Raw genomic sequence first — 13,420 nt, 5'->3', positions numbered from 1 at the left:
CACGGCGTTAACCGTCCCCAACATGCCCTCCCCCTATGCTGCGCAGCCAACAGCGCCTACCGGACCGGCCCTTTCTGGCGTGTCATTGGCCTTTGTCGCAGCTTTCTGGAAAGGGTTTGATGATTTCTTCGCGTCTGCTTCTATCGTTCTGCCTGGCATTCAGCGTCCCGCTGGTACACGCCGATACTTTTGCCATCTCGGACATCCGCGTCAACGGCCTGCAACGCGTGTCGGCCGGCAGTGTATTCGCTGCGCTGCCGCTCAATGTCGGCGATCAGGCGGATGAGCAGCGTCTGGCCGACGCGTCGCGCTCACTGTTCAAGACCGGTTTCTTTCAAGACATCAACGTTGCACGCGATGGCAACGTGCTGGTGATCAATGTAGTCGAGCGCCCTTCTATCGCCAGTATCGAGATTGCCGGCAACAAGGTCATCAGTACCGACGACCTGATGAAGGGCCTCAAGCAGTCGGGGCTCAGTGAAGGCGAGATCTTTCAGCGCGCCACGCTTGAGGGCGTGCGCAATGAACTGCAACGCCAATATGTCTCCCAGGGCCGCTACAGTGCTTCGGTCGATACCCAGGCGCTGCCCGCGCCACGCAACCGCATCGCCCTGAAAATCACTATCGACGAAGGGACGGTGGCGTCGATCCAGCACATCAACGTGGTCGGCAACATCGTGTTCTCCGATGAACAACTGGCTGATCAGTTTCAGCTCAAGACCAGCAACTGGCTGTCGTTTTTCAAGAACGATGACAAGTACGCCCGCGAAAAACTCTCCGGCGACCTGGAAAGACTGCGCTCCTGGTACCTGGACCGCGGCTACATCAACATGGATATCAACTCGACGCAGGTGTCGCTGACGCCTGACAAGAAAGGCGTGTTCATTACCGTCAACATCACCGAAGGCGACCGGTACACCGTGGGCAGCGTCAAGTTGGGCGGCGACCTGAAAGTGCCCAAGGACCAGCTCGACCAACTGATTCTGGTCAAGCCGGGCCAGGTGTTCTCCCGCAAGGTCATGACTGACAGCACCAACCTGATCACCCGCCGTCTGGGCAACGATGGCTACACATTCGCCAACGTCAATGGCGTGCCGAAAGCCAACGATACCGATCACACCGTCGATATCAGTTTCGTGGTCGACCCCGGCAAGCGCGCCTACGCCAACCGCATCAACTTTCGCGGCAACACCAAGACCGCCGATGAAGTGCTGCGCCGTGAAATGCGCCAGATGGAAGGCGGCTGGGCCTCGACTTACCTGATCGACCAGTCGAAGGTGCGTCTGGAGCGTCTCGGCTTCTTCAAGGAAGTGAACGTGGAAACGCCAGCGGTCCCCGGCACCGACGACCAGGTGGATATCAACTACGCCGTCCAAGAGCAGGCCTCGGGCAACATCACCGCCAGCGTGGGCTTTTCGCAAAGCGCAGGGCTGATACTCGGCGGCTCCATCTCGCAGAACAACATCCTCGGCACCGGCAACTTCGCCAGCCTCGGCATGACCCGCTCCGAATACCAGACCAAATACAACTTCGCGTTCACCAACCCGTACTTCACGCCTGACGGGGTGAGCCTGGGCTACAACGTTTTCTACAATGCGACCGACTACAGCAAGTATTACGACGATGACGACGAGGTCTCCTACTACTCGCTCAACAGCGTGGGCGCAGGGGTCAACCTCGGCTATCCGATCAGCGAAACATCGCGCCTGACCTACGGGCTGTCGATTCAGCGTGACACCCTGGACGCCGGCAGCTACAGCGCTGACGAGATCTACGACTTTATGGAGCGCGAGGGTGATGCGTTCACCAACCTCAAGGCCAGCGTCGGCTGGTCGGAATCGACCCTCAACAAGGGCGTACTGGCCACACGCGGTCATTCGCAAAGCCTGACCCTGACCAGCACCGTGCCGGGCAGTGATCTGCAGTTCTACAAACTCGACTACAACGGCCAGACCTTCCTGCCGCTCAGCGACACCACCTCGCTGCGCCTGCATACCAAACTCGGCTACGGCAACGGTTACGGCGATACCGACGGCCTGCCCTTCTACGAAAACTATACGGCGGGCGGCCAGGCTACGGTGCGCGGCTTCAAGGACGGCACGCTGGGGCCGCGCAATACCCCGGCCACCGGCACCTACGCCAGTCAGGGGCAGATCTACTATTCCGACCGCGACACCGAAGCCCTGGGCGGCAACATCCTGATCACCGGTGGCATGGAATACCTGTTCCCGATGCCCTTCGTCAAAGACCAGAAATCCCTGCGCACCTCGCTGTTCTGGGACTTCGGCACGGTCTACGCGGACAAGTGCTACCTGACCACCACGCAGAACTGCGGCAACATCAATATCGACCAGATGGCCAGTTCGGTCGGCGTCGGCGTGACCTGGTACTCGCCGCTCGGCCCCTTGAGCTTCGACCTCGCCGTGCCGATCAAAAAGCCCGAAGACGCCGAGACCCAGGTGTTCCAGTTCTCGCTGGGCCAGACCTTTTGAGGCGGACCTTTTCAGCATGAACAAAGGCGTCTTTACCCAGCATTACCTGGCCCGGACCGCGCTTTACATCCCGTCGTTGAATACTGCCTGCACTACTCATCAGGTCAGGTGTTGTTACATGAGCCGCGAAGTCAGACAGATCACCCCCGATGTGCAGGAAATCATCCAGCACGCCTTGCGCTCGCTGCTGGGCAAAGGTTTCGTCATCGCGCTGTTCGGCAGCGAAGATGCAAGCGGCGCCATGCACTACCACCTGCGCATCGACCACGACGCCACGGGGCTGGGCATCGAGCATCACGACAACGTCGAAGACGGTTTCATCGACGACATCTTCATGCTCGCCACACGCATGAAAGCCATGCTCAAGCAACGTGAAACCCTTTCTCGCATGCACGGCGGCAGCCAGGCGACGGGGCAGGTCCGGCTGCTGACCTGGATCACCGAAGACAGCAGCCAGAAGGTTATGCAAACCGCCGAGGATGCGGGGCGCGAGTGCTTGAGTGCGTTGCGCGGACGCAAGCTGCGGACTTGAATCGTGGGCGCCGCACGGCTCAATCAATGGCCGAGGCCATCAGTTCTCGCAACCACATATGAGCCAGATCGCGGTGCAAACGCTCTGGCCATAGCATAAGCATTTCAAACCCGGGAATCGAAAGCGGCGGTTCCTGAACGACGAGCGTCGGCTGATTGCGCACCAGCCGTTCAGGCACCACTGCGACCAGGTCGCTGCTGGTCAGTGCAGACACCAGCGAGCCGAAATGCGGTGCCGACAATACCACCCGCCGGCTTAACCCCAGCGCCGCCAAGGCCTGATCAGTGCTTCCAGCGAAGCCACCGCCGTCGGGAGACATGACCGCATGCTCCAGCTCACAGAAACGTGTAAGCGACACGGGTTGCATCAGGTCCGGATGATCATGCCGGGCGGCAAGCACATAACGTTCATGAATCAACGACCGCTGGCGCAGCTTGGGCGGCGCCTCATCGCGGGTGTGCAACGCCAGATCCAGCCGACCGTTTTCAAGATCAGCGGCCAGACTGACAGGGTGCTTGTTCAACATGGCCAGACGTGTGCCCGGCGCACTGCTGCGCAACCTGCCGAGCGATGGCCATATCAACGCGATGGTCGCGTAGTCGCTGGCAGCCACGCGCCAAGTGTTATCGGCCTTCGCCGGATCGAAATCCCGGCCGGGCAGCAACGCTGACTCCAGCGCGGCAAGCGCCTGCCTGAGTGGGTCGCGCAGTTCTTCAGCCCGCGCGGTCGGGGTCATCCCCCGCGGTCCCGGCAACAACAATGGATCGTCCAGCACCTGCCTCAGCCTGCCCAACTGCAGGCTGACCGTGGGCTGGGTCAGGTTCAGCCGATGCGCCGCGCGGGTCACATTCTGCTCCGAGAGCAATGCATCCAGCGTGACCAGCAAATTGAGGTCGATACGCCGCAAGGTATTGTTCATGCAAATACCAAGTGTTTTGGAGATTGATTTCCAGCATACCCGATCGAGTCTGTAGCGTTGCGGCATTACAGACAAACCGGAGCCGCTCATGAACATACTTATTGTCTACGCCCACCCCGAACCGCGTTCGCTGAACGGGTCGTTGAAAGACTTTGCAGTCGCTCATCTGCAGAACAACGGCCATCAGGTGCAGGTGTCCGACCTCTACCAGATGGGCTGGAAAGCGATCATCGACGCCAACGATGCTCCCGGTCGTGAAACAAGCAGCCGCTTTGACCCTGCCCTTGAGTCGCAACGCGTGTTTGCCGCCGGCATTCAGCCGCCGGACATCGAGGCCGAGCAGGCCAAATTGCTTTGGGCAGACGCCGTCATCTTTCAATTCCCGCTCTGGTGGTTTTCGATGCCAGCGATCATGAAAGGCTGGATAGAGCGGGTGTACGCCTGTGGTTTCGCCTACGGTGTGGGCGAGCACAGCGACCACCACTGGGGTGATCGCTACGGTGAAGGAACGCTGGCAGGCAAGCGCGCCATGCTGGTGGTGACCATGGGCGGCTGGGAGTCGCACTACAGCGAGCGTGGCGTGAACGGCGCGCTGAACGACGTCCTCTTTCCTATCCAGCACGGCATCCTGTTCTATCCGGGTTTCGATGTGCTCGCGCCCTTCCCCGTGTACCGGGCAGGCAAAGTGGACAGCGCAACATTTGCGCGGATTTGCACCGACTACGGCAACCGCCTGGATACCCTGTTCACCCTTGAGCCCTTGCCCTTTCGCAGACAGAACGACGGCGATTACGAGATCCCGGCACTGACATTGCGCGCTGATCTTGCAGCGGGTCGGCAGGGGCTGGACATTCACCTGCGCGATGAGGATGAGCCTGCGGTTCTCTAGGAAGATTTGAAATCACCAGTGACCGATAACGAAAAGGCCCTGCTTGTGCAGGGCCTTTTCAAGCGTATTGCTTTCCGGCAGATTACTTCAGGTTGTTCCTGAAAAACTCGCCCAGCTTGTCGAACGGGATGAGATCGACCCGATCGTAAAGATCCACATGCCCGGCATCCGGCACGATGATCAATTGCTTGGGCTGGCCGGCCAGTTTGTAGGCTTCCTCGCTGAACTCCAGAGAGTGCGCCTTTGAACCGGCGATGAACAACATCGGGCGTGGCGAAATGGTCGCGATGTCGTTGAACGGATAGAAGTTCATGAACTTGATGTTGCTGGTCAGCGTCGGGTGAGTGGTCAATTCGGGGGACTGGCCTTCAGACGTGAACTCGCCCCGTGGCGTGCGATAGAAATCGTAGAACTCACGTTCGATCGGGCCGGATGTGTCAGTCAGTTTGTGTACGGTGCCGCTGGTATAAGCCGTATCACCGCCGCTGTATTCTACGTCGCGCTGCAGTGCCGCCTGCTCGATGAGCTTCTTGCGCTGCGCCAGCGTCTGCGAATGTTTCAGGCCGTTGCGGTTGGCAGCGCCCATGTCATACATGCTCACCGTGGCAATGGCTTTCATGCGCGGATCGATCTTCGCGGCGCTGATGACAAAGCTGCCACTGCCGCAAATCCCCAGAACGCCGATTCGTTTTTTGTCCACGAAGGTCTGCGTACCCAGGAAGTCCACTGCAGCACTGAAATCTTCGGCGTAGAGATCAGGTGAAACGGCGTTACGCGGCTGGCCTTCGCTCTCGCCCCAGAACGACAGATCCAGCGACAAGGTGACAAACCCCTGCTCGGCCAGTTTCTGCGCGTACAGATTGGCGCTTTGCTCCTTCACCGCCCCCATCGGGTGGCCGACGATGATTGCCGGAGCTTTAACATTCGGGTTCGAGCCTTTGGGTATAAACAGATTGCCCGCGACTTTCATCTTGTACTGGTTGTTGAACAGCACTTTTTGCGCAACGACCTTGTCGCTTGTGTAGAAATTATCGGCACCGTGAGACATGTCTGCTCCTGTCGCAGCGTATGAGCTGATTAAAAGCCCAAGCATCAAAAGAATCTTTTTCATGGCGTGTTACCTCGTTGAGAAATTGACCCGCGTTAACCTGCCCGGCCCTGACCGGCGTTTTTTACCGGCAGAAACGCGTTGTCTCGTGCCGTCCAGGCCAGCGCGGCCGAACACGCCAGTAACACGCCACCGAATGCGAATGGGCTCCACCAGCCGAAGCGGTCGAACAGCGCGCCTCCGATACCGGCGCCGGCGGTGATCGCCAGTTGAATGGTCGCCACCATCAGGCCCCCGCCTGCCTCGGCATCGTCGGGCAGCGTGCGGCTCAACCAGAGGCCCCAGGCGACCGGTGCAGGCGTGGCAATCAGTCCCCAGGCGGCAAGCACAATGGCGACGGACTGAGGCGAATGACCCAGGCCGGTCAGCGCCACGGCCAGCACCGCCATCAGCAGCGGAATGGCGATCAGGCAGGCATACAAACCTTTGTGCAGCAGCCTGCCGATCAGGTAGGTGCCGACCAGCCCGCTGGCCCCCAGCGCCAAAAGCATCAGGGACAACGTGTTGACGCTGACCCCGGTGATCTCTTCCAGAAACGGCCGCAGGTAGGTGAAGACGGCGAACTGGCCCATGAACAGCAACAGGATCGCGCTCATGCCGATGGCCACTTGCGGGTTGCGCAGCAGGCGAAACGGATTGCGTGCCCGGTTGTGCGGCTGGCTGCGCATGGCCGGCAGGCTCAGCCACTGCCAGGCAAACGCCAGCGCCGCAAGCGGGATGACCAGGAAAAACGCGCCGCGCCAGCCGATGTATTGGCCCATGAAGCTGCCCAATGGCGCCGCGACCGTCGCCGCCAGCGCATTGCCGCCGTTGATCAGCGCCAGGCCCTTGGCGACCGATTGCTTCGGCACCAGCTTCATCACGGTGGCGGTCGACATCGACCAGAAACCGCCAATGGCAATTCCGAGCAATGCCCGGCCCGTCATGAACAACCAGCCGTTGGAGGCCAGCGTGACGATCACGCCAGACACCAGCAACAACAGGCTGAAGCCCAGCAGGACAGGCTTGCGATCCAGATGCCCGGTCAGCGGCGTGTTCAGCAGGCTGGTCAATACGGCAAAAAAGCCGGAGATCGAAATCGCCTGCCCTGCCTGCCCCTGACTGATGCCCAGGTCCTGCGCGATGGGTGTCAGCAGACTGACCGGCATGAACTCTGACGCAATCAGCACCACCACACACAGCGCCATCGAAAACACGGCGCCCCAGGCCGGCGGATGTGCTGTCGTCTCAGCCCCCTTTAGCGTTGAATCGAATGCTTGCATGCGTCACTGACCTGGCGATGTTGAAAATAGTCGGCACAGGTTAGGGCAATGGGATTAGGATGATTAGACACCACAATTTATACGCGCTTGTGAGAAGGATTCAGCAATGAGCACACCCAAACTCAATGATCTGCAAGCCTTTCTGCAGGTGGCGCGCGATCAGAGCTTCACCAAGGCGGCCACCAGACTGGGCGTCAGCCCTTCAGCCCTGAGCCACACAATGAGGGGTCTTGAAGAGCGCATGGGCCTGCGACTGCTGGCAAGAACCACCCGCAACGTGGCACCGACCGAAGCAGGCGAACGGCTGATGCGCTCGATCGGGCCGCTGCTGGATCAGATTGCCGCAGAAGTCGAAGTGCTGGGCGAACTGCGCGACAAGCCCGCCGGCACCATTCGCATTACCTGCTCCGATGACGCCGCAGAAGGCATCATCCGCCCGATGCTTGCAGGGTTTCTGACGCAGTACCCGGATATCCAGATCGAGATCTGCATCGACTACGGCTTCACCAATATTGTCAGCGAACGTTTCGATGCAGGCATTCGCCTGGGGGAGTCCATCAGCAAGGACATGATTGCCGTGCGCCTGGGGCCTGACTGGCGCTTGTCAGTGGTCGGCTCGCCGGCCTACTTCGAGCGGCACCCCGTCCCGCTCCAGCCTCAGGACCTGACCCAACACACCTGCATCAACATCCGTCACTCGCCGAACGGCAGCTGCTACGCCTGGGAGTTCGAGAAAGGCAGCCGCAAGCTCAACATACGGGTCAACGGGCAATTCACCTCGAACAGCATGATTCATGTGCTCAACGCCGCACTGGACGGCGTGGGCCTGGCCTACGTGCCGGACTCCATGGCCGAACCGCACATTGCCAGCGGCCGCTTGAAAGAAGTGCTGGTCGACTGGAGCCCGTATTTCGAAGGCTTTCACTTGTACTACCCGAACCGGCGACAGGCGTCGCCGGCGTTCAGTGCGTTTGTCGAGGCGGTGAGGTATAGGGGCTAGCCCCCCGCTGCCTGATTACTGCGCGGCTTTCAACGCATCAGCGACCTTGTTCAGCGAACCTTGAGCGGGTTCGGCCAGCAGCTTCAGTTCGGTGGTTTTGCCACGCACCACCACCTGCATGGCTGTGGGCGCACCCTTTGCGTCACCGACGATCCGGTAAGCGGTGTCGCCGCGCACGAAGCTCAGTAGGTGACTGGCAGCGTCGTACTTCAGTTGCTCGCCTTCAGCCTGGGGAAACAGCAGCCCGACCTGATTCTTGCTGTCCACAGCCGCGTAAAAGACCGGGCTTGCGTCCCCTGAACGGAACAACACAACGCGCTTGCCGGACGGCGCGAGCCTGAACGACAAGAGAACCTCACGCTGCTGGTCTTCCTCCCAGACAATGCGGGTGGTGTGCGTCATCTTGCCATTCTGATTGCGACTGACTGTTTCAGTCGGCAGTCCCGACCCACCGGTATGGTCAAGGACCGTCTGCGTTTCCAGAACCGGCTCGCCATTACGGATGCTGTAGGTAGACGTCTGGTGCCAGCAGCAACCGTCTTTGGTCATGGTCTCGATCTTGCGGGTTTTCTCATTCACGCTGAACAGGCCGCAGTTGTTTTGCGCCAGTTTGGTAAACGAATCGCTGTGCCGGAAACCATCGGCCGTGCCGAGAAAGACCTGATACGAGGGGCCGTGATAACAGCTGTTCTGCCCGTCCATCAAGGCGAGGTCCTTGATGCCATCGAAGTTGAAATCCTGATAGATCAGTACGCTTTGTTCGCCATAGGGCAACTCGTGCACGTTGGTTTTGACCTTGCCGGTCTTTGGGTCAGTGCCGAGCACCAGTTCATCGGACTGCACGCGGATCAAGGCCGCACCGCTGGCTTTGTCGTACACGTTGATGACGCCGGGACGAAACACATCGTCTTTGGCGGAGATCTCCAGCGTCGCACGGTATTTATCGGAAAAGTCCTGCAGGGCGTAGTTCTCCCGAGGAGCGCCCGCAAAGCCTGCTGCGTCCATTTCACCGTAGGTCGGTAATGCACCGGCGGCACTGACCAGGGTAGACGAGGCCAGGCCGACCAGTACCAGCAAGGCCTGCAACCCGAGACGTGACGCACAGCGTTGAACGATGGATAGGTGCAAGACGCAACTCCTTTGATAATGAGCGATGAGTCTACTTCAGCAATTGATACAATTTGAAATCATTGCCCAACGTGCACTTCGTGCTCACAGGCCGCCCCGTCCGACCCGGTAAATGTTCTAATCACGCCCCCCTCTTCGCTCAACGGGCCCGATGCTTTTATGGATATTCACTCGCTTTGGCTCAAGACCCAGGAAATCTGGGACATGCTCGATCAGCACCCGTGGGTACGCACCGGGCTGGCCCTGATCCTGTTGCTGACCGCCGCACTGGTACTTGGCCGCGTGGCGCGCTTTCTGGTCCTGTATGCCGTGAGGATGCTGGGCCGTCAGGCATCCCTGCACTGGATCAACGACTTTCGCCACAACAAGGTTTTCCATCGCCTGGCGCAGATGGTGCCGTCGCTGGTCATTCAGTTCGGCCTGAATCTGGTCCCCGGGCTGAGCACCACAGGCAAAAACGTCATCGGCAACCTGGCGATGGCCTTCACCATCCTGTTCATGACCCTGGCCATCGGCGCCCTGCTCAACGCCATGCTGGACATCTACGCGCGCACCGAGCACGCCCGTACGCGCTCCATCAAGGGTTACGTGCAGCTGTCGAAGATGATCCTGTACGTCTTCGCCGGGATCATCATCGTCGCCACCCTGATCGACCGTTCGCCGCTGCTACTGCTGTCCGGCCTCGGCGCCATGTCGGCGGTCATCCTGTTGGTCTACAAGGACACCCTGCTCTCCTTCGTCGCCAGTGTGCAGCTGACCAGCAACGACATGCTGCGCGTCGGCGACTGGATCGAAATGCCGCAGGTCGGCGCAGATGGCGACGTGGTGGACATCACTCTGCACACCGTCAAAGTACAGAACTTCGACAAAACCATCGTCTCCATCCCGACCTGGCGCCTGATGTCAGAGTCGTTCCGCAACTGGCGCGGCATGCAGCAATCCGGCGGACGGCGCATCAAGCGCAGCCTGTTCATCGACGCCAGCGGCGTGCGCTTCGTGCGCGACGATGAAGAACAGCAACTCATGCAAATCCACCTGCTCACCGACTACATCGGCCGCAAACAGGCCGAACTGCTGGCCTGGAACCAGGCACAAGGCAACGTCGCACAAATGTCCGCCAACCGCAGGCGCATGACCAACATCGGCACCTTCCGCGCCTACGCCCTGGCGTACCTGAAAAGCCACGTCGACATCAACCCGAACATGACCTGCATGGTTCGCCAGCTCGAACCCACCTCGCAGGGCATCCCGCTGGAAATCTACTGCTTCACCCGCACCACGGTGTGGGTGGATTACGAGCGGATACAGGGGGATATTTTCGATTATCTGATTACGGTGATGCCGGAGTTTGGGTTGAGTTTGTATCAGCAGCCTAGTGGGGCGGATATGCGGGTGGGGTTGAGGGGGGAGACAGTGCGGGTGGGGGCTACACCGCTGGTAGAGCCGTTGCCTACAGAACGTTCGGACTGAAAGGCGCAGATAATGCATAACTGAATGCTCAAGATGGATTCACACCCCTTAGGAGCTGGATCATGAGTGCTCGAATTTCTCCAATCGTGTCTGAGTTTGAAACTGAGGAACAGGCCGCCAGCTACGACAAGTGGTTTCGTGCTCAGGTGCAGGCCTCGATCGATGATCCGGTGCCCAATATTCCACACGATCAGGTCATGGCCAAGATGCGTGCGTTTCTAGAGTCGAAGCAGACTCCGTCAGATGCTGGTTAAGTAGCGGCTAGCAGCACGAATTAACCTGCAACTAAAGTGTAGATAGAACCGTGTGAGCATCCCGAGGTACTGGGGTTAGTAAGAAAGGTCAGTGCGGCTATAATTGCAGCCATGATTGGCTGGAGGCTCGCATGGCAAAGCATTACTAACTCTACAAATCGTGAGAATTGATTAAAAACCTCGTTTCTCCAGAGCGGAGAAATAGGTCGCTCAGGCAGTGATGATCACCTGGTACCACGGAATTCTGCGGATCCTGTGTTAGGAGGCTGTTTGGCTTGATCTAACGGAACGCTTTTGCCCTTAGTCAACGGTGTACCAGTGATTTCGTGACAGGCCGACAACGGAACGTTCGACCGGATAATTGGGCGCTTACACACCAGGTTGAACTTTGAAAAGGGACAGCCTGCAGGCTGCCCCCGGTACAAATAAGACCTTCAAAACAGTCTATTGAGTGTGGCAGGCCGAACAGCACGTCCGGCAACCGTTCGACTGTGGGTACGTGTTGCGAGCTTGGCGCACCGCAGTTACGCAGATGGCGTGTTGGCCAAGATCAACGCGATTTTGGAGTGCAGGCAAGAAAGTGCACGAGCTGGTGTGGACTTCATGGTCACCATTGGCCTGCGCATTGCGGTTAACGAAATACTGAGCCATGTTAATTACCCCGCTCTTTGTTCGATTGGGCTAGCACCGATGCTGCGAGGGTCTTGGTTGTGGCGTTGTATTTGTTGCTGTCCAGAATAAGGCTGGCTTTGGTCTCCATATCGGCACTAGTTTGTTTACCGCTGGAAGCCTGGGCCATAGCCGACCCTGCCAATTCTTTTTGAATAGCCGAAGAGGTGTCGCTACGGAGGATTTTGGACGCAAGGCTGGCCACAGACGTCGATGTTTGTTTAGGATTTTTAGGCACGTTTAGGTGCTCCTGTGCATACATAAAATTGGATAGGCAGGAACACCGCTTGAGCAGAAAACCAAGCAGGACGGTTGACATCCCAGCTCGGATTTTTCTCTAATGCATGTCCCACCGATGTTCGCATTGGCTCAGGGTAGGCGGGTATGTGTGCTGGGCGACCAAACTTCGCACTCATACTCGCTGTCATTCCTTAATCCGTAGCTATTCCGAAAAACACTACATGTGGTGTTTTCTTGCGGAACTCGCTACAAGATAATGTGGCACTTGTAAAATTACAAGACGCTAGACCTGTGGATAACCGATCTGAAAAGTAGGATTCGGATCCATTTTTTCGCTGTATGAATGCCCAGCCCTTCTAGATCGCGGGCTACGGCGCCGCAAACCTGAAACAATTTGAAATATTTTCTTTCCCCTGATCGTATTTCCCTCTAGAGCAGTCTCTCTCAGCATTTGAAACTGACGAATCTATGGCGTCATTTCTTTGCTCGATCAGGTCCCGCGCTGTCGGTTTGAAATCATCTTTTTACAAGCCGACATACCATTAAGAAAGCCCTAGTCGACTGAATGCAGCATTGAGTTTGCAAAGCACTGCCAATCGATCTTCTTGTCCATGCCGCATGTAGTGACAGCGAAGCTTTTTTTGGCAGGCAGCCAAATTATTAAAGCCTGATCGTAATTCCGGCATGACCTGCATGGTCCGCCAGCTGGAACCCACCTCGCAGAGCATTCCGCTGGAAATCTACTGCTTCACCCGCACGACGGTGTGGGTTAATTACGAGCGGATACAGGGGATATTTTCGATTATCTGATTACTGTGATACCGGAGTTTGGGTTGGGGTTGTATCAGCAGCCTAGTGGGGCAGATATGCAGGTGGTTTAAGGGGGGAATCAGCGCGGGTGGGGGCTACACCGTTGGCAGAGCCGTTTCCTAAACAACATTCGGGCTGAACGGCGCAGACAATGCGTAACTGAATGCTCAAGATGGATTCACACCCCATGGGAGCTGGATCATGAGCGCTAGAATCTCTCCAATCGTGTCGGAGTTTGAAACTGAGGAACAGGCCGCCAGCTACGACATGTGGTTTCGTGCGCAGGTCCAAGCGTCAATCAATGATCCGGCACCCAATGTTCCACACGATCAGGTCATGGCCGAGATGCGTGCGTTTCTAGAGTCGAAGCAGACTCCGCCAGATGCTGGTTGAGTAGTGGCCGGCAGCACGAATTAACCTGTAGCAAATCCTTTCCTACATTGCAGACAGAAACATACGAGCAGCCAGCTAGCTGGGAATGACGTAAGCGTCCGGCGAACTCATCCTCCGAACTCCAGCATTAAGGGCGATGGTGTCCCGGTATTTTTAAGCGGTATGCTCTCGGAACGCTTACGAATTCATGATAGCCGAGCTAGCTGCGGCCTATGCTTGAAGCCTTTCGGTCTGTACAAGTCATTGCTATCAAA

The 13,420-nt window shown here is 58.0% G+C and carries 12 protein-coding genes and 1 pseudogene; 8 read left to right on the top strand and 5 right to left on the bottom strand.

Annotated features, from left to right (window positions below; genetic code table 11):
* The first annotated feature begins 119 nt into the window (after positions 1 to 119).
* Complete coding sequence (gene bamA / locus BLR20_RS11660; protein WP_054993467.1) at positions 120 to 2,492, top strand: outer membrane protein assembly factor BamA; 2,373 nt, start codon at positions 120 to 122, stop codon at positions 2,490 to 2,492.
* Between the two features lie 118 nt (positions 2,493 to 2,610).
* A complete protein-coding gene (locus tag BLR20_RS11655; RefSeq protein WP_054993466.1) occupies positions 2,611 to 3,024 on the top strand; it encodes a hypothetical protein in 414 nt (137 codons plus the stop codon).
* 19 nt (positions 3,025 to 3,043) lie between these two features.
* Here the strand turns inward: BLR20_RS11655 and BLR20_RS11650 are convergent, their stop codons facing one another.
* Positions 3,044 to 3,943 carry a LysR family transcriptional regulator gene (locus BLR20_RS11650; protein WP_054993465.1) on the bottom strand — a complete coding sequence of 300 codons (900 nt, stop codon included), beginning with the start codon at positions 3,941 to 3,943 and terminating at the stop codon, positions 3,044 to 3,046.
* An 88-nt stretch (positions 3,944 to 4,031) separates the two neighbouring features.
* Between BLR20_RS11650 and BLR20_RS11645 the strand changes: the two genes are divergently transcribed.
* Positions 4,032 to 4,832, top strand: a complete 801-nt coding sequence (locus BLR20_RS11645) for an NAD(P)H-dependent oxidoreductase (RefSeq protein ID WP_054993464.1) — start codon at positions 4,032 to 4,034, stop codon at positions 4,830 to 4,832.
* Positions 4,833 to 4,914: 82 nt separating this feature from the next.
* Here BLR20_RS11645 and BLR20_RS11640 read toward each other — a convergent pair whose 3' ends face one another.
* Positions 4,915 to 5,943 carry an alpha/beta hydrolase gene (locus BLR20_RS11640; protein ID WP_054993463.1) on the bottom strand — a complete coding sequence of 343 codons (1,029 nt, stop codon included), beginning with the start codon at positions 5,941 to 5,943 and terminating at the stop codon, positions 4,915 to 4,917.
* 32 nt (positions 5,944 to 5,975) lie between these two features.
* Positions 5,976 to 7,202 carry an MFS transporter gene (locus BLR20_RS11635; protein ID WP_054993462.1) on the bottom strand — a complete coding sequence of 409 codons (1,227 nt, stop codon included), beginning with the start codon at positions 7,200 to 7,202 and terminating at the stop codon, positions 5,976 to 5,978.
* A gap of 106 nt (positions 7,203 to 7,308) precedes the next feature.
* On the opposite strand from BLR20_RS11635, the gene BLR20_RS11630 reads away from it, so the two are divergent.
* The gene (locus BLR20_RS11630; protein ID WP_010436103.1) at positions 7,309 to 8,202 is read left to right on the top strand and encodes a LysR family transcriptional regulator; all 894 of its coding nucleotides are present in this window, start codon (positions 7,309 to 7,311) and stop codon (positions 8,200 to 8,202) included.
* Positions 8,203 to 8,217: 15 nt separating this feature from the next.
* Here BLR20_RS11630 and BLR20_RS11625 read toward each other — a convergent pair whose 3' ends face one another.
* On the bottom strand, positions 8,218 to 9,330 hold the full coding sequence (locus BLR20_RS11625; protein ID WP_054993461.1) for an XAC2610-related protein: 1,113 nt from the start codon (positions 9,328 to 9,330) through the stop codon (positions 8,218 to 8,220).
* Between the two features lie 159 nt (positions 9,331 to 9,489).
* Here BLR20_RS11625 and BLR20_RS11620 point away from each other — a divergent pair, with 159 nt between their 5' ends.
* Together BLR20_RS11620 and relB (BLR20_RS11615) are read left to right on the top strand one after the other, a co-directional pair.
* Entirely contained in the window at positions 9,490 to 10,800 is a 1,311-nt protein-coding gene (locus BLR20_RS11620) for a mechanosensitive ion channel family protein (protein ID WP_074594720.1), read from the top strand.
* A gap of 62 nt (positions 10,801 to 10,862) precedes the next feature.
* Positions 10,863 to 11,054, top strand: a complete 192-nt coding sequence (relB, locus tag BLR20_RS11615) for a type II toxin-antitoxin system RelB family antitoxin (protein WP_074594718.1) — start codon at positions 10,863 to 10,865, stop codon at positions 11,052 to 11,054.
* 652 nt (positions 11,055 to 11,706) lie between these two features.
* On the opposite strand, the gene BLR20_RS11605 is transcribed toward relB (BLR20_RS11615), so the two are convergent.
* The gene (locus BLR20_RS11605; protein ID WP_024673820.1) at positions 11,707 to 11,961 is read right to left on the bottom strand and encodes a hypothetical protein; all 255 of its coding nucleotides are present in this window, start codon (positions 11,959 to 11,961) and stop codon (positions 11,707 to 11,709) included.
* Positions 11,962 to 12,632: 671 nt separating this feature from the next.
* Here BLR20_RS11605 and BLR20_RS28115 point away from each other — a divergent pair.
* Positions 12,633 to 12,912, top strand: a pseudogene (locus tag BLR20_RS28115) (mechanosensitive ion channel family protein); the annotation flags it as partial.
* A gap of 62 nt (positions 12,913 to 12,974) precedes the next feature.
* The gene (relB, locus tag BLR20_RS11595; protein ID WP_074594714.1) at positions 12,975 to 13,166 is read left to right on the top strand and encodes a type II toxin-antitoxin system RelB family antitoxin; all 192 of its coding nucleotides are present in this window, start codon (positions 12,975 to 12,977) and stop codon (positions 13,164 to 13,166) included.
* Positions 13,167 to 13,420 lie beyond the last annotated feature (254 nt).

It is taken from the genome of Pseudomonas congelans, assembly GCF_900103225.1.
Classification (GTDB): Bacteria; Pseudomonadota; Gammaproteobacteria; order Pseudomonadales; family Pseudomonadaceae; genus Aquipseudomonas; species Aquipseudomonas congelans.
This window is presented reverse-complemented; position numbering and strand designations above follow the sequence as displayed.